Source organism: Nonomuraea sp. NPDC050790 (assembly GCF_044456745.1).
Taxonomy (GTDB): Bacteria; Actinomycetota; Actinomycetes; order Streptosporangiales; family Streptosporangiaceae; genus Nonomuraea.
The window spans coordinates 804,809-824,993 of the sequence record NZ_JBITGF010000005.1; the positions used below are offsets into that span (position 1 = coordinate 804,809).

21 protein-coding genes and 1 riboswitch are annotated in these 20,185 nt (G+C 72.2%); of the genes, 4 read left to right on the forward strand and 17 right to left on the reverse strand.

The window, feature by feature from the left end; translation table 11 throughout:
* Positions 1–289 precede the first annotated feature (289 nt).
* Positions 290–1,804 carry a serine/threonine-protein kinase gene (locus ACIBEJ_RS28915; RefSeq protein ID WP_397185979.1) on the reverse strand — a complete coding sequence of 505 codons (1,515 nt, stop codon included), beginning with the start codon at positions 1,802–1,804 and terminating at the stop codon, positions 290–292.
* Entirely contained in the window at positions 1,801–3,249 is a 1,449-nt protein-coding gene (locus tag ACIBEJ_RS28920) for a hypothetical protein (RefSeq protein WP_397185980.1), read from the reverse strand. The genes ACIBEJ_RS28915 and ACIBEJ_RS28920 overlap by 4 nt, the downstream gene beginning before the upstream one ends.
* Before the next feature lie 105 nt (positions 3,250–3,354).
* Here ACIBEJ_RS28920 and ACIBEJ_RS28925 point away from each other — a divergent pair, with 105 nt between their 5' ends.
* The gene (locus ACIBEJ_RS28925; RefSeq protein WP_397185981.1) at positions 3,355–5,334 is read left to right on the forward strand and encodes a hydantoinase/oxoprolinase family protein; all 1,980 of its coding nucleotides are present in this window, start codon (positions 3,355–3,357) and stop codon (positions 5,332–5,334) included.
* Entirely contained in the window at positions 5,325–7,007 is a 1,683-nt protein-coding gene (locus ACIBEJ_RS28930) for a hydantoinase B/oxoprolinase family protein (protein ID WP_397185982.1), read from the forward strand. Before ACIBEJ_RS28925 ends, ACIBEJ_RS28930 begins: the two co-directional genes overlap by 10 nt.
* Here the strand turns inward: ACIBEJ_RS28930 and ACIBEJ_RS28935 are convergent.
* The 9 genes from ACIBEJ_RS28935 to ACIBEJ_RS28975 all read right to left on the reverse strand — a co-directional run bounded on the left by ACIBEJ_RS28935 (position 6,956) and on the right by ACIBEJ_RS28975 (position 14,908).
* Positions 6,956–7,534 (reverse strand): Uma2 family endonuclease, encoded by a 579-nt coding sequence (locus ACIBEJ_RS28935; RefSeq protein WP_397185983.1) that lies wholly within the window; start codon positions 7,532–7,534, stop codon positions 6,956–6,958. The two genes, ACIBEJ_RS28930 and ACIBEJ_RS28935, sit on opposite strands and share 52 nt — an antisense overlap.
* A gap of 35 nt (positions 7,535–7,569) precedes the next feature.
* Positions 7,570–8,208, reverse strand: coding sequence for an adenosylcobinamide amidohydrolase (locus tag ACIBEJ_RS28940; RefSeq protein ID WP_397185984.1), 639 nt, complete (start codon positions 8,206–8,208; stop codon positions 7,570–7,572).
* Positions 8,205–8,978 (reverse strand): ABC transporter ATP-binding protein, encoded by a 774-nt coding sequence (locus ACIBEJ_RS28945; RefSeq protein ID WP_397185985.1) that lies wholly within the window; start codon positions 8,976–8,978, stop codon positions 8,205–8,207. Before ACIBEJ_RS28945 ends, ACIBEJ_RS28940 begins: the two co-directional genes overlap by 4 nt.
* Entirely contained in the window at positions 8,975–10,012 is a 1,038-nt protein-coding gene (locus ACIBEJ_RS28950) for a FecCD family ABC transporter permease (protein WP_397185986.1), read from the reverse strand. Before ACIBEJ_RS28950 ends, ACIBEJ_RS28945 begins: the two co-directional genes overlap by 4 nt.
* On the reverse strand, positions 10,012–10,962 hold the full coding sequence (locus tag ACIBEJ_RS28955) for an ABC transporter substrate-binding protein (protein WP_397185987.1): 951 nt from the start codon (positions 10,960–10,962) through the stop codon (positions 10,012–10,014). Before ACIBEJ_RS28955 ends, ACIBEJ_RS28950 begins: the two co-directional genes overlap by 1 nt.
* A 72-nt stretch (positions 10,963–11,034) precedes the next feature.
* Positions 11,035–11,152: riboswitch (cobalamin riboswitch) on the reverse strand.
* 10 nt (positions 11,153–11,162) lie between these two features.
* Positions 11,163–12,023, reverse strand: coding sequence for a Gfo/Idh/MocA family protein (locus ACIBEJ_RS28960; RefSeq protein ID WP_397185988.1), 861 nt, complete (start codon positions 12,021–12,023; stop codon positions 11,163–11,165).
* Position 12,024: 1 nt separating this feature from the next.
* Positions 12,025–13,209 (reverse strand): cytochrome P450, encoded by a 1,185-nt coding sequence (locus ACIBEJ_RS28965; RefSeq protein WP_397185989.1) that lies wholly within the window; start codon positions 13,207–13,209, stop codon positions 12,025–12,027.
* Positions 13,155–14,144 (reverse strand): phosphotriesterase, encoded by a 990-nt coding sequence (locus ACIBEJ_RS28970; protein WP_397185990.1) that lies wholly within the window; start codon positions 14,142–14,144, stop codon positions 13,155–13,157. Before ACIBEJ_RS28970 ends, ACIBEJ_RS28965 begins: the two co-directional genes overlap by 55 nt.
* The gene (locus ACIBEJ_RS28975) at positions 14,141–14,908 is read right to left on the reverse strand and encodes a phytanoyl-CoA dioxygenase family protein (RefSeq protein WP_397185991.1); all 768 of its coding nucleotides are present in this window, start codon (positions 14,906–14,908) and stop codon (positions 14,141–14,143) included. Before ACIBEJ_RS28975 ends, ACIBEJ_RS28970 begins: the two co-directional genes overlap by 4 nt.
* Positions 14,909–14,986: 78 nt before the next feature.
* Here ACIBEJ_RS28975 and ACIBEJ_RS28980 point away from each other — a divergent pair, with 78 nt between their 5' ends.
* Positions 14,987–15,883 carry a TIGR03621 family F420-dependent LLM class oxidoreductase gene (locus ACIBEJ_RS28980; protein ID WP_397185992.1) on the forward strand — a complete coding sequence of 299 codons (897 nt, stop codon included), beginning with the start codon at positions 14,987–14,989 and terminating at the stop codon, positions 15,881–15,883.
* Between the two features lie 43 nt (positions 15,884–15,926).
* Entirely contained in the window at positions 15,927–16,514 is a 588-nt protein-coding gene (locus tag ACIBEJ_RS28985) for a histidine phosphatase family protein (protein WP_397185993.1), read from the forward strand.
* A 179-nt stretch (positions 16,515–16,693) separates the two neighbouring features.
* Here the strand turns inward: ACIBEJ_RS28985 and ACIBEJ_RS28990 are convergent, their stop codons facing one another.
* From ACIBEJ_RS28990 to ACIBEJ_RS29015, 6 genes are all read right to left on the reverse strand, one after another.
* Positions 16,694–16,960: a sigma factor gene (locus ACIBEJ_RS28990; RefSeq protein ID WP_397185994.1), complete on the reverse strand. Its 267-nt coding sequence runs from the start codon at positions 16,958–16,960 to the stop codon at positions 16,694–16,696.
* Positions 16,960–17,835, reverse strand: coding sequence for a hypothetical protein (locus ACIBEJ_RS28995; RefSeq protein ID WP_397185995.1), 876 nt, complete (start codon positions 17,833–17,835; stop codon positions 16,960–16,962). The genes ACIBEJ_RS28990 and ACIBEJ_RS28995 overlap by 1 nt, the downstream gene beginning before the upstream one ends.
* Positions 17,836–17,858: 23 nt before the next feature.
* The gene (locus ACIBEJ_RS29000; protein WP_397185996.1) at positions 17,859–18,635 is read right to left on the reverse strand and encodes a hypothetical protein; all 777 of its coding nucleotides are present in this window, start codon (positions 18,633–18,635) and stop codon (positions 17,859–17,861) included.
* Positions 18,636–18,680: 45 nt separating this feature from the next.
* The gene (locus tag ACIBEJ_RS29005) at positions 18,681–18,926 is read right to left on the reverse strand and encodes a hypothetical protein (RefSeq protein ID WP_397185997.1); all 246 of its coding nucleotides are present in this window, start codon (positions 18,924–18,926) and stop codon (positions 18,681–18,683) included.
* A gap of 87 nt (positions 18,927–19,013) precedes the next feature.
* Positions 19,014–19,250 (reverse strand): DUF397 domain-containing protein, encoded by a 237-nt coding sequence (locus ACIBEJ_RS29010; RefSeq protein WP_184970552.1) that lies wholly within the window; start codon positions 19,248–19,250, stop codon positions 19,014–19,016.
* Positions 19,251–20,072, reverse strand: coding sequence for a helix-turn-helix domain-containing protein (locus ACIBEJ_RS29015; protein WP_397186105.1), 822 nt, complete (start codon positions 20,070–20,072; stop codon positions 19,251–19,253).
* Positions 20,073–20,185 lie beyond the last annotated feature (113 nt).

Consider the following 20,185-nt stretch of genomic DNA (forward strand, 5'->3'; position numbering starts at 1 on the left):
CCAAACGGAACGGCATGTACATCTCCGAGCGATCAGGCGGTGCGGCTGCTGCGAACCTACAGTCCGCCGACGTTCGACCCTCCCGTGACCCGATCGAGCATGGTGACGGCCAAGGGAAAGATCGGGGCACCGGATGGGGTTCATGGGAGAGCGCGCGAGCTCCATGCTTTTGGCCACGCCGCGTGCCGGCGCTCGGGGGACTGGGGGCCGTAGGCCACCGGCGAGGGGGCCGGGGAACTGGGCGCCCTCGTCAAGGGAGCCCGAGCGCGGAGCGTGAGGACCGTGCCGTTCAGCCGACCCGTACGCTCTGCCGTACCCGGACCTGGGTGGCGTCGTCGCAGGTGGCGCCGGCGCAGAAGTACAGGAGCAGCATCGGCTTCGCCGGGCGGTCCACCACGTAGCCTACGAAGCCCAGCCTGGACGCGCCTCTTGGGTCTTGGAGGGTGCCCTGGAAGCTTCTGGCCTGGCTGCTGCCCGCCTGGTCCTGAACCGGGTTTCTCGGGATGGTCACCTCGCCCGGCAGCAGGCCCTCCAACGTCGACTTCATCTGGTCGGCCGTCGCCGTGCCGTCCAGGGTGTCGGACAACTGGACGTACACGCCTGACGCCGACTCCGGGTCCTCGGCGATGATCGGGGCCACTCGGGACCAGTCCGCTCCGGCTCCGGACACGAACAGCGACTCGAACTCCGCCGCCCTTGGCGACACCACGGCGAACAGGTCGCCGTGCGTGGTGGCGGTCCAGCTTGACGGGTGCTCGAAGGTCACGGGCGCGGCGGCGGTCTGGCTGTAGCTGGTCCACGCGTCGGTCTGCTGGTTCATCAGCAGCAGGACCACCAGGACCAGCGCGGCCACCGCCGCGGTCAGAGCCGCCAGGACGATGGGCAGCTTGCCGTTCCGCCGTCCCACCCCGGGCGCCGGCGCCGAGGGTGCTGATGATCTCAGGGACTGTCTCGGGGCGGTCTCCGAGACGTGGCCGCTGATCGCGTCGCGCAGCGCGGCCACGAAAGCCGTGCAGCTCGGGTAGCGCTGCTCGGGCGCCTTGGCCAGGGCCCGCATCATCACGCCGTCCACCTCGAGCGGCAGGTCCGGCCGTACCCGGGACAGCGGCGCGGGCTGCTCGGCCAGGTGGGCCCACAGCAGCGCGATGTCGTTGTCCCGCTGGAACGGCAGCCGCCCCGCCAGCGCCTCGTAGACCACGCAGGCGAGGGCGTACTGGTCGCACCGCCCGTCCACGGTCTCCTTGTTGATCTGCTCGGGCGACATGTAGCGGGGCGTGCCGATGAACTGGTCGGTCTGCGTCAGCCCGGAGATCGACGTGCGGTGCTTGGTGATGCCGAAGTCGGTGAGGTACACGTGGTCGCCCGCCAGCAGGATGTTGGCGGGTTTGACGTCGCGGTGGATCAGGTCGTGGGCGTGGGCGGCGTCGAGGGCGGCGGCGACCTGGGCGAAGATGGTGTTGGCCTGGGCGATGGGGAGCGGGCCGCGGTCGTAGATGAGGCGGCGCAGGTCGGAGCCGTCGACGTAGCGCATGGCGATGTAGAGGACGCCGGAGGGGTCGGCGTTGGCCTCGTAGATCGGGATGATGTTGGGGTGCTCGATGCTGGCCACGGTGCGCGACTCGAGGATGAAGCGCTGGCGGAAGCGGTCGTCGACGCTGAGGACCGGGTTGAGGATCTTCAGGGCCACGCGCCGGCTCAGGCGCGGGTCGAGTGCCAGGTAGACGACGGCCATGCCGCCCTTGCCGACGATGTTCTCGATGAGGTACCCGGCGACCTCCTGCCCGATCAACGACCTGTCGTTCACGTCGGCAGCCCGCAGTAGCCGCAGAACCGGTGTCCCTGTCCGAGCCTCATGCCGCAGCCGGTGCAGTAGCGCTGTTCCTGGGCGGTCAGCACCGGGTTGGGCACCTGCTGGAGCGCCTGGTCACGCCGGACGACGACGGTCTCGGTGGAGCCTTCGTCGAGGCGGGGCCGTACCGCTGCCAGGCCGTCGGGTGGGCGGGGCGCGGGCGTGGGCCCGCGACCTCGGCGCCACAGGAGGAACGCGCCGAGCAGCGCCCCCACGAACAGCACCCCGGCGGCGGCGATGAACGGCCACAGCGGCATCGCGCCGGCCTGGCGCACGGGCGCCTTCTTGGTGCCGGCGTCCTCGGAGGTGCCGCGCTTGGCCAGCGAGGTCTTGAGGTGGGCTCCGGCGACGACGTGGCCGGGGTAGAGCTCCATCACGCGCTGGAAGCCGGGCGCGGACTCGGTGTAGTACTTGGTGTGGAAGCGGGTGAGCGCGGCCTCGAAGGCGGAGTCGACCACGCCGCGCCTGGGCGGGACGCCGGCCGCGGTGAGCGCGGCGGTGATCTCCCTGACGCCGATCATCCTGGCGTCCTTGCCGCCGCCGACGAGCATGCCGATGACGTGGCCGTCCTTGTCGCCGATGACCGGGGCGCCGACCATGCCGCGGTCGGCGAGGCCGCCGAGCTTGACCGGCTCGTCGACCTTCTTGTCCGGGTCGGCGAACGGCCGGCCGCCCTGTCCCGCGCCGCCCTGGCCGAGGTGGGCGATCTCGACGGTGTGCTGGAGCTTGGCGGCGGGGCGGCCGAGGAAGCCGGCGACGTTGGTGGGCGAGCCGGCCTTGTCGGGCACCTTGTCGGCCAGGGGCGCGGTGGGCATGCCGACGCCGCCGTCGGCGCGGCCGGTGGGCACGAGCACGGCGGGGGTGTCGGGGCCGGCGCCCGCCTTCACGACCTCGGCGGTGAAGCCCTTGGGGTCGGGCGGCGAGATGTTGGGAAATATCGTGATGTTGGTGGTGGCGTTGATGATGCAGGTCGCGGTGGGGCGCTTCGGCGGGTAGCAGTCGCGCAGGTGCCGGTCGAGTTGCGGGTCGTCGAGCTTGTGCCGCTTGAAGTCGAGCGGGACCTTCACCTTGTGGTGCTCGGAGAAGACCTTGTTCGCCGCGTAGACGCGCACGTCGTCGGCGCTCTGGACGATCCCGGTGAGCGTCACGATGGCGCCCTCGGGGTTGACCACGATGCCGGTGCCCTTGCCGATCGGCAGGTCGTAGGCACGTTCCACGTGGACGAGGTCGCCGATGTGGTCCAGCAGGGTGATCTCCACGTGCGCCGTCGCCTCGACCCGGACCACCGCGGGCGTCACCAGGTCGGTGATGCCGCTCGGGTGCTCGTGGGCCAGCGCGGGCAGGCCGAGCACGACCACGGTCATCGCCGCGGCGCCCGCCAGAGCTGTGAGACGCGCCATTTCCGCTCCCTCGCAAAAGGATAGGAACAGCGTCCCAACCACCCGGCATAAGTCAAGGTCCCGCCACATAGACAAGCGCTTGCTAGGCCGCCTACGGTGAACCCGATGAGCTACGTGATCGCCGTCGACGTGGGCGGCACCTTCACCGACGTGGTGCGGCGCGGACCCGGCGGCAGGACCGCCGTGGCCAAGGTCCTCAGCACCCATGACGATCCGGTATCAGGCGTAACGACCGCCATCCGCCGCGTGCTCACCGACCCGTCCCAGGTGAGCAGGGTCGTCCACGCCACCACGCTGGCCACCAACGCCGTCCTGGAGCGCACGGGCGTGCGCGTCGCCTTCGTCACCACCCGGGGCTTCCGCTCGGTCATCCCGCTCGGCCGCTACGCCCGCGTCGAGGAGGACCGCTACGACCTGCGCTTCACCCCGCCCCCGCCGCCGGTCGCCGCCGAGGACTGCTTCGAGGTGGCCGAGCGCGTCTCCAGCCGCGGCGCCGTCCTCACTCCCCTGGACCTCGACACGGTACGGCAGGCCGCCCAAGCCATCGTGGCCCGCGGCATCACCTCGGCCGCCGTCTGCCTGCTCCACTCCTACGCCAACCCCGAGCACGAGCGCCAGGTGGCCGCGATCCTGCGCGAGAGCATTTCCAACGTGGCCGTCTCCAGCGAGGTGTGGCCGGAGATCCGCGAGTACGAGCGCGCCACGACCACGATCATGTCCGCCTACGTCGGCCCGCTCATGTCCGACTACCTGAGCCGCCTGCGCGGCAGCCTGCGCGAGCTGGGCATCGACGCCCCCGTCCACGTCATGGACTCGGCGGGCGGCGTCATCTCGGCCGAACTCGCCGCCCGCCGCGCGGTGGCCACGATCGAGTCGGGCCCCGCCGCCGGGGTGCTGGCCGCCGCGGCGACCGGGCTGCCCGCGGTCGTCTCCTTCGACATGGGCGGCACCACCGCCAAGGCCTGCCTGGTGCGCGACGGCGTGCCGGAACTGACCCGCGAGTTCCACGTGGGCGGGAAGGGCAGCTTCGGCGGGCGACGGGCGGGCACCGGCGTGCCCATCAAGACGCCCGCCATCGACCTGGCCGAGGTCGGCGCCGGCGGCGGCAGCGTCGCGTGGGTGGACGAGGCGGGCGCGCTGCGCGTGGGGCCGCGCTCGGCCGGCTCCTCCCCCGGTCCGGCCTGCTACGGCCTGGGCGGGTCCGAGCCCACGGTCACCGACGCCAACCTCGTGCTCGGGCTGCTGTCGTCGGCGTCGATCCCGCTGTCGCGGGCGGCGGCGGTGAAGGCCGTGGAACGGCTGGCCGTGCCGCTCGGGGTGTCGGCGGAGGAGGCGGCGCAGGCCGTACACGAGATCGTGTGCGCGTCGATGGCGTCGGCGGTGCACGTCGTCACCGTGCAGCGCGGCATCGACCCGCGCGGCTTCACGCTCGTGGCCTTCGGCGGGGCGGGGCCGATGCACGCCTGCCGGGTGGCCGAGCGCTTCGGCATCACGGCCGTCCTGGTGCCCGCCCACTGCGGCGTGGCCTCGGCGGCGGGCCTGCTGGCGGCGGTGCCGGCGACGGAACGGGTCCGCTCGGCCCTGGGCGCGCCCGACCCCGGCCGCGTCTTCGCGGAACTGGCCCAGGAGGCGGCCGCCGACCTCGGCCTGCCGCTGCCGGAACTGCGGGTGACCCGGCTGGCCGACGTGCGCTTCCGCGGGCAGGCGCACGACCTGACCGTGGAGTGGAGCGACGACCCCGGCACGCTGTCCGCCCGCTTCTTCGCCCGATACACGCAGGTGTACGGCATCGCCCAGCGGGGCGCGACCGAGCACGTGAGCTACCGGGTCCGGGTGACCCACGAGAGCGCCGCCCCCGCCTGGGAGGAGGGCCCGCCGGAGCCGGCGGAGGCCCGCGTGACGAGCAGGACGGTCTACCTGGGCGGCCCCGTCGAGGTCCCGGTGCACACCCGCGCCACCTTCACCACCCTGGACGGTCCCGCGATCGTCGAGGACCCGGAGGCCACCATCGTCGTCCCGCCCGGCTGGCGGGCGCGCCTGGGCGGGGCGGGAGCCGTACACCTGGAGCGCGCGGAATGGACCTGACCGCCGAAGTGCTGCGCCACGCGCTGGTCGTGGCCGCCGAAGAGGCGAGCATCGTCGTCGTGCGCTCGGCCTACTCCACGTTCATCGTCGAGGGCTCCGACGCCTCGGCCGCGATCCTCGACGCCGACGGCGCGCTGATCGCCCACTCCATGGCCACCACGCTCATGAACAGCATGGCGCTCAAGGTCGCCCTCCCCGAGGTGCGCAAGGACCACCCGGTCATGCGCGACGGCGAGGTCTACGTCACCAACGACGCCTACCGGGGCGGCGTCCACACCAACGACCTGCTCGTCTTCCGCCCCGTCTTCGCCGGCGGCGTCCCGCGCTACTTCACCGCCACCATGATCCATGTCTCGGATCTGGGCGGCCTGTCCGCGGGCGGCATGGCGCCGCTGGCCACCGACATCTTCCTGGAGGGGCTCCAGCTCCCGCCGATGCTGCTCGCCACCGGCGACGGCGTGCTCCCGTCGGTGGAGGCGATCCTGCGCGCGAACAGCCGTACACCGGACAAGGTCATGGGCGACGTGCGCGCGCTCGTGGCCGGCACCGCCGTCGCCGCGACCCGCCTGCGCGCCCTCATCGAGGAGTACGGCGAGGCCGGCCTGGCCGGCGGCATCGCCCGCTACCTCGACTACACCGAGGAGAGGACCAGGTCGGCCCTGGCCGAGCTGCCCCGCGGCCGGTTCACCGCCGCCTACCCGATCGACGACGACGGCCTGGACCCCGGCACCCCGCACCACGTCAGGGTCGCGGTCACGCTGACCGGCCGGAGCGCCGTCCTCGACTTCGCCGGCACCGGCCCGCAGGTCCCCGCGGCCATCAACGCCTCGGCGTCGCAGTCGCTGGCCGCGGCGGTGTTCGCGCTGCGCTGCTTCCTGGACCCGTCGATCCCCATGAACGAGGGCTGCCTGCGCGCCCTCGACATCCGCCTGCCCGAGGGCTCCCTGCTGAACGCCCGCTCCCCCTACCCGTGCGGCGGCCGGTTCGTCCCGATCTATGCGGCGATGGAGGCGGTCATCCAGGCGTTGTCCGAGGCGGTGCCGGAACGTGCGATGGCGGCCAGCGGGATCCTGCAGCCGTTCTCGATCGCGGCGGTGGGCGCGCCGTACTGGATCCACCTTTCCTACGATTTCGGCGGCGTGGGCGCGCGGCGCGGCCTGGACGGCCCCGACGCGACCGGCGTGCACTTCGGCATCGGCCGCAACTCGGTGCCGCAGGCCGAGCCGGTGGAGAGCCGGTGCCCGCTGGTGGTGGAGTCGGTGGAGACCATCCCGGACTCCGGCGGCCCGGGCCGCTGGCGCGGCGGACTGGGCACCCGCACCGTCTACCGCTTCCTGGCCGACTGCCACGTCACGACCCGCGGCGACCGCCTGCGCATCCCGCCCCCCGGCCGCGACGGCGGCCTGCCAGGGCGCCTGGGCGGCTTCTTCAAACGTATGCCGGACGGAACGACCGAGCGTCTGGCCTCGAAGGTCAACAACGTCCTCTTCACGGCAGGCGAAGCCTTCATCGTCGAGACCACGGGCGGCGGCGGCCTGGGCCCGCCCTCCGCCCGCCCCCGCGCGGAAGTCGAGTCCGACCTCCGCTCCGGCCACATCACCGAACACGGCGCCCGCGAGGATTACGCCCCGCGCGGCCTGACCAGCGCTCCGGGATCGAACGCGACCTCGTAGGGCACGCTGAGCCGTGCGATCTCGCCCGCCTTGTAGACCTCCGGGCCCGCGTAGCTGCCCTCGTCGAGGGTGTACACGTAGAGGGCTTCCGGCTCGATCCGCCAGTAGGCGGGGATGCCCGCCTCGGCGTAGACAGCGGTCTTGACGAAGCGGTCCCGGACTTTCGTGCAGGGGCTGACGACCTCTGCGGCGAGCAGGATGGTGGCCGGGGCGACCATCCGTTCGTTGGCTTCCACATCCGCCGTCGGCACGACCACCAGATCGGGGATGAAGACATCCTCCTCGCTCACCTTGACGTTCACCGCCGACAACGGCTCCAGCGTCGGCGGCGCGGCCTCGTCGAGGATCCGCTCCAGCCGTCGGATCGCACGCTGGTGCATGAGGAGAGGGGCAGGGCTCACCAGAAGGCTCCCGTTGAAGAGCTCGTAGCGGTTCCCGTCGTCGGGAAACCGGAGCAGGCCATCGACGGTGAACGGCGGTTTCCCCGGAAGGACCGTGCTCGTCCCGATGGGTTCGATCGCTGTCACCCATCGAGTATCGCGACAGCCGGGCAACCCCTTGGTCACTTTCCGTGGTGGGAGCGCCACCTTTCGGCGCCGGTTCGGACTGAGGTGTGGACGGCGCGGGCCATGCGGGAGCCCCAGTCGGAGCGGGGGCCGGCGAACAGTTCCTCGGGGCCTGAGGCGCGGACGGCTACGCAGACCGCGTCGGAGGCGGTGCCCGTGCAGGGCAGGCCCAGCTCCGCCAATGCCTGCGCCTTGGCCTCAGTCACCGTCATCACGGTGTTGACCAGGGCGGCGTCGGTCATCGCCACCGGTGCCACCACCACGATGTTGATCGTGCCCACGCGGATGGGGGCCTGTTCCGGGTCCGGGACTCCGGGGGGCGCGGCGGCCCAGGTGGGGACGCGCAGGCCGACCGTGGCCCAGGCGGTCACCTCGCCGTCGGTGGCCGACTCCACGCGGTCCACGGACGCGGCCGTCATCATGCCGACGCCGCTGCCTCCGGGACCCAACTCGGCAAGGTGGTCCACCGGGTCCATGCGGCTGTATCCGGCCACCACCTGGGCGTTCAGGATCCAGGAGCGGGGGCCGATGCCGCCGCCGAGCATGGCCGAGGAGATCGTCCGCCAGCCGGGACCCAGCTCCCACAGCAACGCCCCGAGCCGGACGCCGTCCTCGGCGCGGTAGGAGAGGTTCACGGTCCTCCTCTGATCAGGTGCACGACGGGCCGCCCGTCGGGACCCGGCTCTATCTTGACCTGGGCGTCGAAGTGCCTGCCCACGAGCGCCTCGGTGAGCACCCGCGCGGGCTTGCCGTGCGCGGCCGCGCGGCCGTGGGCGAGCAGGAGGAGGGTGTCGGCGTACTGCCCGGCCACGGTGAGGTCGTGCAGCGTGGAGACGACGGTGAGGCCGTCGGCCAGGCGCAGGCGGTCGACGAGTTCGAGCACCTGCTGCTGGTGGCCGAGGTCGAGGGCGGTGGTCGGCTCGTCGAGCAGCAGGACGGGCGCCTGCTGGGCCAGGGCCCTGGCGAGCACGACGCGCTGGCGTTCGCCGCCGGACAGCTCGCCGAGCCGGCGGGCGGCGAAGGCGCCCAGGTCGAGGCGTTCCAGGACGGACGCGGTGACCTCGCGGTCGTGGCGGCTCTCCCGCCCCAGATAGGGGATGTACGGCGTGCGGCCCAGCAACGCGTACTCCGCCACGGTCATGTCGGGCGGCAGGGCCGGGGTCTGGGGCGCGTAGGCGAGCAGGCGGGCCCTGGCCCTGGGCTTGAGCGAGGCGGCGGGCCGCCCGTCGATGCTCACCTCGCCGCGGTGGCCGACGACGCCCATGACGGCCTTCAGCAGCGTGGACTTGCCGGCGCCGTTGGGGCCGATGACGGCCAGCCATTCGCCGCGCCGTACCTGGAGGGTGACGTCGGACAGGACCTCGCGCTCGCCGAGCGTGACGGACAGGCCGCTGGTGCCGATCATGTGGAGGTCCTGCGGGTCATGCGGAGCACGGCCACGAAGAAGGGGGCGCCGACGAACATGGTGACCACGCCGATGGGCAGTTCGGCGGGGGCGATGACGGTGCGGGCGAGCAGGTCGGCCAGGACGAGGAAGGCGGCGCCGCCGATGAGCGAGAGCGGCAGCACGATCCGGTAGGAGCCGCCGGCGAGCCTGCGCACCACGTGCGGGACGACGATGCCGACGAAGCCGATCAGGCCGCTGACCGCGACGGCGGCGGCGGTGGCGAGGGAGGCGGCCAGCAGGACGGCCAGCCGTACGCGGGAGGCGCGCAGCCCGAGCGCGCTCGCCTCCTCGTCGCCCACGGACAGCACGTCGAGCATGCGCCCGTGCACGAGCAGCGCGGCCGAGGAGACGGCGGCGTAGGGCAGGACGAGCCAGAACTGGTCCCAGCCGCCGCCGACGTCGCCGAGGATCCAGGAGTAGATGCGCTGCAGCTCCTCGACCTTGAACTGCTGCACGAACGTCTGGATGGCGGTGAGGAAGGAGGTGACGGCCACCCCGGCCAGCACCAGGGTGGCGGTGCCGCCGGCGCGCCCGGCGGCGTTGCCGAGCGCGAAGGCCAGCATGACGCCGCCGATCGCGCCGGCGAACGCGGCGACCGGGATGGTCAGCACCGGCGCGGGCACCATGACGATCACCAGCGTCGTGGTGAGCCCGGCGCCCGCGGCGGCGCCGAGCAGGTACGGGTCGGCCAGCGGGTTGCGGAAGACGCCCTGGTAGCCGGCGCCCGCCATGGCGAGCAGGCCGCCGACCACGGCCGCGACCAGGACTCTGGGCAGGCGCAGCTCGTACAGCAGGCCCTTCTCGATCGGCGCGAGGCCGGAATCGATCGCGACGAACGGCAGCCAGTCCAGCGCCTGGAGCACGACCTGCCACGGGGAGATGCCGGCGGCGCCGCCGAGCAGGCCCGCGACCATGCTGGCGGCGAGCACGACGAGCGCGCCCGCCACCCACAGCGGCCGCGCCCTGGCCGGCTTGAGCTGCGTTTCGAGCACTACTTCGCGGCCGCCTTGTCCACCGCGGCGCCGATGGCCTTGGCCAGGTCGACGACGCGCGGGCCCCAGCGGGAGGCGATGTCGTCGTCGAGCAGGACGACCTGGTCGTTCTTGATCGCCGACAGGCCCTTCCAGCCGGGCCGCTTGGCCAGCGTGTTCTTGTCCTGCTGGCAGCATTTGACGTCGGCCAGGAAGATCAGGTCGGGGTCGGACTGGGCGACGAACTCGGCCGACAGCTTGGGGTAGCCGCCGGCGGCGCCGGGGGCCTTGTCGGCGATGTTGGTCATGCCGAAGATCGAGTAGATCTGGCCGATGAAGGTGCTGGACGTCGCGGCGTAGGGGGTCTGGTCGAGCTCGTGGTAGTACGTGAGCTTCTTGTCCTTGGGCGCGGCGGCGGCGAGCTTGTCCATCTCGGCCTTCATGCCGGTGACGACCTGCTCGGCCTTGTCCTTGTTGCCGGTGGCGGCGCCGAGGTCGGTGATCTCGTCGTACGCCTCGTCGAGCTTGGCCGGGGCCGGTTCGAGCAGGACGGGCACGTTCAGCTTGCCCAGCTCGGCGACGATCTTGTCCTGGTCGTTGGACAGGACGACGAGGTCGGGCTTCTGGGCGACGATGGCCTCGACGTTGGGCTTGAACCCGGACAGATCGCTCTTGGGCGCCTCGGCCGGGTAGTTGGACTGGTCGTCGACGGCGATCACCTGCGGGCCCGCGCCGATCGCGAAGAGCGTCTCGGTGTGGGCGGCGGACAGGGAGATGATCCGCTCGGGCTTCTTCGCCAGCGTGACCGGGCCGTTGCCCGCCTCGACCGTCACGGGGAAGCCCGCCGCGGCGGCGGGGGCGGAGGTGGAGGGCGCGGCGGACGTGGTGGTGGTCGTGCCGTTCTGACCGCAGGCGGTCAGAACGAGCGTTCCCAGCAGCGCGCCCGCGAAGGCCGTGCGTACGGGCCTCACGAGAAGTCCTTTCACACTGTCGGAACCGAGAGACCCGCGGGTAAGCGACGGATCACCCTTTTCCACGAGGGTTGATGACGTCGGCGCAGCGGCAGGCGACCTGGCTATGACAGTTGCGGGACAGCGCCGGACTCACACCGGACTTCGCTGCGACACTGCGCGTCGGACAAACGCTATCAATTCTCCGAAGCGGGCCGGAGTCAAGGGGTGGTGACTTGATTCTCCGCCTCGGAGATGATGCGCTGCAGCCGCAGTCCGTGGGCGGCGTCGAGCGGGTGCCCGCCGCCCTGCCGTACGGTCTGGGCGAACTCGGCGGCCACCACGTCGAGCGGGTCGTCGTCGAAGCCGGGCAGCGTCACGTTGCCCTTGCGGCCGTAGACGGCGAACGTCGAGGGCGGCAGGTCGCCGGCGCCGGCCATGCACAGGGAGACCTCGCTCACGGCACCGCCCTCGTGGTCGAGCAGCAGCCCGACCCAGCCGAGCGGGTCGCCGTGCGCGCGCACGCCGGTCACCCGGCCGAGCGCGGCGTCGAGCAGGTCGATGACGTGCGGGCCGACGTCGAGCAGCGCGCCGCGCTGGAGCCGCCACGGGGTGCCGAACGGGTGCTCGCCGGTCAGCACGTCGCTGACGTTGAGTGCGTGCCCGCCGAAGGGCTCGATCTCGGCGCACCGGCTCAGGAAGGCGCGGGTCTGCGGGGCGTACCGCAGGGTGAGCAGCATCTGCGACGCCACGCCCGTCTCGGCGACCGCGTCGGCCAGGCGCTGGGCGCCGTCGAGGGAGTCGGCGAGGGGCTTCTCCAGCAGCAGCGCCTTGCCCGCCCGAGCCGCCTTCACCCCCAGCTCGGCCTGTACGGCCGGCGGCACGCAGAAGCACACCGCCTCACACGCGTCGAAAAGCTCCTCGATCCGCTCGAACACCGGCGCCCCGAGCCGGGCGGCGGCCTCGGGCCTGCGGGCCCAGACCCCGGCGAACTCGATGTCCGGGCTCTTGGCCAGCATCGGCGCGTGCGCCATCTCCGCCCACGGACCCGCCCCGACCAATCCCACCTTCACCGGCTTCATGTCACCATTTAACCGGCAATTCGGTCAGCCCTCGACCGACGATCGACTTGCGGTAGACCACGGGCCCCGGCACGAGGCGCAGACCCGGCAGCCGCCGCCCCAGCACCTCCAGCGCGGTACGCAGTTGCAGCCGCCCCAGCGCCGCCCCCACGCAGAAGTGGATGCCGTAGCCGAAGACCATGTGGGCGTCGGCGTTGGGCCGGTCGAGGTCGAAGGTCTCGGGATCGGCGAAGACCGCCTCGTCGTGGGCGGCGGAGTCGGTGGACAGCAGCACGAGCGAGCCCGCCGGGATCGTCGTCCCGTGCAGGGTCAGATCGGTGGTGGCGTGGCGGAAGGAGCCCAGCGAGGCCCCGTCGATGCGCATGCACTCCTCGACCGCCGCCGGGAGCCGCTCCCCCGGCACCGGCCAGATCCCCTCACGCAGCAGCCGCAGCACGCTGTTGCCGAGCTGGTTGGGGACGGTGTCGTTGCCGCCGAGCAGGATGGTGGAGATCAGCTCGACCACCTCGCGGTGCGACAGCTCCCCGCCGATGAGCCCGGTCATCAGCGAGGTGAAGTCGTCGCGCGGCTCGCGGGCGCGGGCGGCGACCAGGCGGTCCACGTAGTCCAGGTACTCCAGGAAGCTGTCGGCCAGCACGAGCTGCCGCTCCGGCGGCTGCGGCGACAGGAAGAGCTGGAACCAGTCCTTGACCCGCGCCCGCACGAACTCCTCGTCCGCCTCGGGCACCCCGATGAAGCGGGCGGTCAGCTTGACCGACGGCTCGTGGCCGAGGTCGCGCACGAAGTCCGCCTCGCCCCTGGCTTCGATCCGGTCCAGGAGGTCCTCGTTGAGCGCGCGGAAGCGCTGCTCCAGCGCGGCGACCGCGCGCGGCGTGAACGCCCGCGACACCGACCTGCGCAGCCGCGTGTGGTCGGGCGGGTCCACGTTGGCCACGAAGCTGGACAGGAACGAGCCGTGCTCGCCCAGCTTCTCGCGCGTGGCCCCGGTCAGGCTGCGCGAGATCGTCAGCGACCCCTCGGAGGAGAAGCGCCTGGGGTCTCCGTAGGCGGCGCGCACGTCGGCGTGCCTGGTCAGCACGTACGCGCCCAGGTGCGCGCTGTGGAAGACCGGGTGCTCGCGCCGCAGCCGCCTCAGGAAGGCGTAGGGGTCGGCGACGTGCCAGTCGGAGCTGACGTCGAAGTCCATCCAAAGATCCTTCGCGGGTTGTCGACCAGCATCTGGCGGATCTGGTCCTCGGTGACGCCGCGCTTGCGCAGCTCGGGCAGGACGTCGCGGGAGATGTGCAGGAGGTGGTAGTCGGGGTGGCGGCGCCGTACGACCTCGGCGTCGAAGCGGTCGTTGAAGCAGTAGGAGTCGTGCGACAGGACCATCCGCCCGGCGTGGCCCCGCTCGCAGAGCGCGGCCACGACGGCCACCCGGTCCTCGAACGTGCTGATGGTCGCGATGCCGAAGCGGTCCATGCCCAGGTAGGAGCCCGCGGCCAGCAGTTCTTCGAGGTAGTGCAGGTCGGTGGAGTCGCCGGCGTGCCCGATGACCACGCGGGTGAGGTCCACGCCGCAGGCGGCCAGCAGGCGCTGCTGGTCGAGCCCGCCCGGCTCGTGGCTGTGGGTGGTGATGGGCACGCCCGTCCGGACGTGCGCCTCGGCGACCGCGCGGAAGACGCGCTCGCACCCTGCGGTCATGCCGGGCCGGTCGGTGGCGCACTTGAGCATCGCGGCCTTCACCCCGGTACGCCCGATGCCCTCCACGATGTCGCGCACGAAGAACTCCGCCAGCCGGTCGGGCCCGCCGAACAGCGACCCCGGCCCCCTGTTGCCGAAGTACGGCGGCAGCGCGTCGTAGGTGTAGAGCCCGGTGGCGGCCACGATGTTGACCGAGGTCAGCTCGGCCACCCGCTGGACGGCGGGCACGTAGCGGCCCAGCCCGAGCACGGTCAGGTCGACGATGGAGTCGATGCCCTCGGCCTTCAGCGCCTCCAGCTTGGCCGCCGCCTCCTGGGCGCGGGCCTCCAGGTCCCAGCCCTCGGGGATGTCCGGCCAGTTCCAGAGGATCTCCGGGCTGAGGCCGAAGACGTGCTCGTGCATCAGTGTGGCCCCGAGGTCGGCGACCGGTCCTCTCATGGTCTCAGGCACGGGAACCTCGGGTGGTCGAAGGGCCGGTTGACGGTCAGCCCGAGCCCGTCGGTCTGCCCGTACGGCGCGCCGGTGTAGAGGGCGTCGGCGTCGAAGTAGGTGGCGGTGAACGACAGGCGCGGCGTCTCGCGCCGGTTGGCCGGCGCGCCGTGCACGGTCAGCGCGTGGTGCACGGTCGCGTCGCCGGCCTTGAGGTCGAGCGGCGGCGACAGCTCCAGTTCCTTCAGCCAGGGGTGCTGGCTGAGCTGGTCGTCTCCCGCGCCGACGAAGCTGCGCCCGAGCAGGCCGTGCCGGTGCGAGCCGGTGTAGAAGCGCAGTGCGCCCATGTCGGCGGGCACGTCCACGAGCGCGAGCCAGACGGTGAGCATGGCCGAGCGGTCCATCGGCATCCACGGGAAGTCCTGGTGGAACACGGTGGAGCCGTGCTCGCCCGGCTCCTTGACCAGCAGGTTCGTGACCTGCACGCGCACGGCGGCGACGCCGTGGAGCATGGCGGCGGCACTGGCCGCGACGGCGGGGCTCCTGGCCAGCGCGCCGAAGGCCGGGTCGCGCTCGGCGATGTCGCGGGACTGGCCGAAGGCCTGGTCGACGGCGGTGCTGCCGGCCCTCGGGCGGGCGGCCAGGTGTGCCTGGGCACGTTCGCGCAGTTCGGCGATGCCGGCGGGGTCCACCAGGCGGGCCAGCCGTACCCATCCCTGGTCCTGGAAGGCGGCGATCTCGTCGGCGTTCGCCCGCCGTGCCTGGATGTCCATGTACCCGATAGTGGTAGCAAGCGCTTGGTAAGTCTAGTCGTGCTTGCGTCTCAGCCAAGCGCTTGTTTGGATTGCCCCATGCGTCCCTTCAGGTTCGGTGCGGTCGTACGGCACGCGGACTCGGCCAAGGCATGGGCCGAGCAGGCCAGGAGGCTTGAGGCCGCGGGCTTCGACGTGATGCTCGTGCCTGACCACCTCGTCGGCGCCCGCTTCGCCCCGCTGCCCGCGCTGGCCGCCGCGGCCACGGCCACCACCCGGCTGCGGCTCGGCACGATGGTGCTGGCCAACGACTTCCGCCACCCGGCGGCGCTGGCCAAGGAACTGGCCACGCTCGACGTGCTCTCCGACGGCCGCGCCGAGCCGGGCATCGGGACGGGCTGGCTGGCCGCCGACTACGCCGCCGCCGGGCTGCCCCTGGACCGGCCGGGGACGCGGGTGGAGCGGCTGGCGGAGGCGCTGGCCGTACTGAAGGGGCTGTGGGGTGCGGGGCCCTTCAGCCACGCCGGCGACCACTACCGCGTGGACCGCCTCGACCTGCGCCCGAAGCCCGTCCAGCGCCCGCACCCGCCGCTGCTGCTGGCCGGGGGCGGGCCGCGCCTGCTGCGCCTGGCCGCCCGCGAGGCGGACTCGGTCAACCTCGCCTCCCGGGTACGCGCCGACGGATCGGGGCCCGACCCGGCCGACGGCGGCCTGGACGCCTTCCTCGCCAAGATCGCGCTGGTCCGGGAGGCCGCCGCCGGGCGTACCGTCGAGCTGGGCACCAGCATCCTGGAGCTCGGCGAGGGCGGTCCCGAGGCGTGGAGCCACGCCGACACCTCGGCCATGGCCGAGACCCCGCAGGTCCTGCGCGGGACCCGGCACGACATCCGCGACAAGCTGCGCCACTGGCGCGACGAGCACGGCCTGACCTATTTCGTCCTCCACCACGAGCGGGACCTCGACGCGTTCGCCCCCGTGGTGGAAGACCTGGCCTGACCTGGCGGGAAGTCAGCCGATGGCCTCCTGGTTTGATGGGTGCATGAGGGAACTGCTGCTGCTCAGACATGGCGAGACCGAGTGGAGCAAGAACGGCAGGCACACCGGCCGCACCGACCTGCCGCTGACCACGCACGGCGAGGGCCAGGCCGCGGCGCTGGCGCCGCTGGTGAAGGGCGGTGCGTTCGACCTGGTGCTGGTGAGCCCCGCGCGACGGGCCAGACGTACGGCGGAGCTGGCCGGGCTGACCGACTACGAGGTGGATCCGGACCTGTGGGAGTGGGACTACGGCGGCTACGAGGGCATCACCACGGCCACGATCCGCGAGACCCGGCCCGGCTGGTACCTGTGGCGTGACGGCGTGATCCCCGGCGACGCCGAGCATCCCGGCGAGAGCGCCGCCCAGGTGGGCGCCCGTGCCGACCGGGTGATCGCCCGTGCCAAGGCGGCCGACGGCGAGGTGGCCCTGGTGGCGCACGGGCACTTCCTGCGGGTGCTGGCGGCGCGCTGGCTCGGGCTGCCGCCACAGGACGGACGCCTGTTCCGCCTCGACACCGGGACCTACTCCAAGCTCGGCTTCGAACACGCGGAACCGGTGGTCCTCAACTGGAACGCCCCGGTCCTCGCCTGAACCCACAGACGGTCACGGACCGCGCGAGCAGGAACACGCGGACAGGGAAGGCGCGAGCAGGAACACGCGGACAGGGAAGGCGCGGGGACGGAGGGCGCGGAAAGGGAACGCACAGACAGGGAACGCGCGGAGAGGGAAGGCGTGAGCAGGGAGCGTGCGGGCTTGGAACGCGCGGCCGCTCAGCCGACCTTGCTGCGCAGGGCCGACTCGTGCAGGCCGCGGGTGACCAGCCAGGCGCGCAGCGTGCCGTGCCGGGGGTCGTAGGCGCCCGGCCGCTCCCACAACGCGGTGAACACCTCCTCGGTGATCTCCTCCGCGATGGCCGGGCTGCCGGTGACCCTGAGGGCGAGGCCGTACACGGAAGGGGCGTGCTCGTCGTAGGCGTCCTCCAGCGCGCCCAGCTCCCCGCACAGGAGCCTGGCCCGCAGCTCCTCGTCGGCGGCCATCAGTCGCAGCCCAGCGTGGCCGCGGCGGCGACCAGGTCGCGGGCGAGCCCGGGGTCGCCCTCCGCGGCGTAGGGGAACTCGCGCGCCCGCCCCGCCAGCAGCGTGCAGAACCCGGCCGCCTCGGCCGACAGCAGGACCGCGACCCGCTCGGACGGCTCGGCCAGCGGCACCGTCCAGGTGCCGCCGCCGGGACCGGTCAGCACGAACGTCGCCGAGACGTGCCTGCGCGGACCCGCCAGCGCCCGGGGCAGCATGCCGAGCCCGAACTCCACGATCTGCCGCAGATGCTGATCGACGGGCGGCGTGCCACGCGGGCGGCCGACCGCGGCCCTGATGTCCTCCGCGTGCGTCCAGGTCTCGAACGCCCGCTGCACCATGGCCTGCCGCAGCGACCCGCGCGCCGGACGCGGGCCGGCCAGCGCGACCTCGACGCCGAGCAGGGCATGGGCGCCGCCGGAGACCCGTTCGAGCAGCGCGCCGGCCTGCTCGCGCCAGCGCCTGTGCACCGGCGCCTCCCGCGCCCGCACGCCCATGAACTGCGCCACCCGCGCGTCGTTGGCGGCCAGGTGCTCGACCATCGCGCGCACGGTGCCGTGCTTGACCACCGGCGCGTCCCACTCGGGCACGCTCAGCTCGGCGAGCAACTCGTCCATGAGCGCCACCTGCGTCGCATACGGTACGGCTACCGCCGCCACCTCCGCCGTGGCCGGCTGCCTGCGCCCGCGCGCCCTGGCCAGCACACGCTCGCGCAGCCGGGCCGGCGGCTCCTGCGCGTGGCCGGGCCGTTCCAGCAGCGCGATCGCCGCCGTGCACTCGGCGCACTCGGCCACGTGCTCGTCGGGGCTGCGCCCGTTGAAGAGGTACGGGTCCGTCATGGGGACACCTCCGCAGCCCGACGCTACGTCCGCGCGCGCCCCGCGTCGAGTGCCAGCTTGCTACCCGGGAAGGGCGAGAGCACGGTCTCCCGCCAGGGCCCCTCCAGGAAGTCGCGGGCCCGCTCGCGCCAGCCGGGCAGCCGCTCGTCGGCCCGCGCCTCGTCGTCCAGGCCGAGCGCGGCGTCGTGGGCGCGCTGCGCGGAAAGGTGGGCGTCGAGCGACATGCCCCAGACGGTGACCGCCTCGGTGTCGCAGAACAGCACCTCGTAGAGCCCGACCAGCCGGTGGCCGTGGTCGGCGAGGATCGGGGCGCGCTCGGTGCGCACCGCCTCCAGGTAGTCGAGGGCGGCGCCGGGGCGAACGCGGGCGCTCTCGAACAGGTAGAACTCCGCCCCGTACCCCTCGGCGACCAGGTCGGCCAGCGCGGGCGAGCCGGGCGCGGCGCCGAGGGGGCGGGAGAAGGCGGAGAAGCGCAGGTCGTCGATGTCGGACAGGAAGAGGCGGTCGTCGACGCCCTGGTAGATCTCCATCATCTGCCGCCAGCCGCCGTCCCAGCCGCCGTGGCAGTCCCAGAGCGTGACGGCCTTGAACTGCGGGTGGCCGGTGATGCCGACCGCGTAGAACGCGCCGACCAGGTCGATCTCGCGCGACCTGATCGACATGCCCGCGGTGAGGGCGGGCTCGCGCCGCTCTTGGTCCTCGCGCTTGTAGCGGGTGAGCCAGGTGAGGTACTCCATCGGCCTGCGGGAGTTCATGGGCCGGAAGTCGACCTCTTCGAGCAGGTAGATGCCTCGCCGCACCACGCCACCTCGCCTCTGCCAAGCGTTTGCTTGGCAGACACGCTATCAGGCCGGGACCGGTTGCGGGCCGCGCCCGGTGAGCCATTCCAGGACGCGCCGGTGACCCGAGGCCGCGTCCTCGAAGTGCCCCCAGTGCCAGTAGCGCGGCTGGTCCCGGATTCCGGTCACCCAGGTGCGATAGGAGACCGAGCCCCGGGCCGGGGCCACGCCGTAGGTGCGGACGACGACCTTGCCGCCGGGCGCGAAGAGCACGTCGTCGGCGATCGGGTAAAGAGTGAGCTGATCGAGCATGGAGCGATCCTCACAGCGCGCGAGGTCCGGCCCATTACACCCCCGGCGCGCCGCCGTTACGCGGCCGCGCCGGAGGTAAAAATGGCGTTAAACGAGGAGGCCGTCGAACTCTCCGTCCTTCACCCCGAGCATCAGCGCCCGGATCTCGTCGCGGGTGTAGATCAGGGCCGGCCCGTCGGGGAAACGCGAGTTGCGCATGGCGATACCCCCGTCGGGGAGCTCGGCGAGCTCCACGCAGTTGCCCTGCGAGTTGCTGTAGCGGCTCTTGCGCCAGGCCACCTGCTTGAGGTCGGCCGCGGGCATGCCGTTATACGTGTGCTTCATCTAGATCTTTCTGAGAAGACCGCCGATGAGCTCCACGGTGCCCCCTGGCGTGGTGCTCTCCACGCACAACTGCTCCATGGCGGTGAGGTACGGGTCGACGTCCTCACGCTTGTCGAGGTACAGGGCACCCCAGAGCTGTTCGACGTATACGACGTCCGACAAATCGGACTCGGGAAACCGCAAGATGCTGAACGCGCCACCTTCAGCGGCGTGCATGCCGTACCTGAAGGGCATCACCTGAATGGTGATGTTGGGGAGGGCGGCGACCTCCAGCAGGTGCTGGAGCTGCTCGGCCATGATCTCTCTCCCGCCGATGGTCCTCATGAGCGTCGCCTCGTCGATGACCGCCCACAGGCGCGGGCCGTCCTTCTGGGTGAAGCGCTCCTGCCGCTGTAAGCGCAGATGCACGCGGCTTTCTATCTCTTCTGGGGTTGCATCGGGGTTGCCGAGCCGGTAGACGGACCGCGCGTAGTTGGCCGTCTGCAGCAGACCGGGCACGTGCTGCACCTCGTAGGTGCGGATCACGCTCGCGGCCTCCTCCAGCCCCACATACGTGGTGAACCAACCGGGCAGGACGGACGAGTACTTGTGCCACCATCCCGGGGTGTTGGCCTCGCGGACCATCTCCAGCAGCGCTCGCCGCTCGGCGTCGTCGCTGACGCCGTAGAGCGTGAGCAGGTCTTCGACGTCACGTGTCTTGAACCCGACGCGGCCGAGCTCCATCCGGCTGATCTTGGACTCGGACGCCCGGATGTGGAAGCCGGCCTGGCCGCGGTCAAGCCCGCAATCCTCGCGCAGGCGCCTCAGGCTGGCCCCGAGCATGATGCGCCGAACTGTCGAGGCTGAACCCGGCGGATCGATGGACACGTGCTGCTCCTTGGTCGATTCCTTGTCACACAGTCTGTCACTTCACGGCCGAAAGATCATGGGCCGCG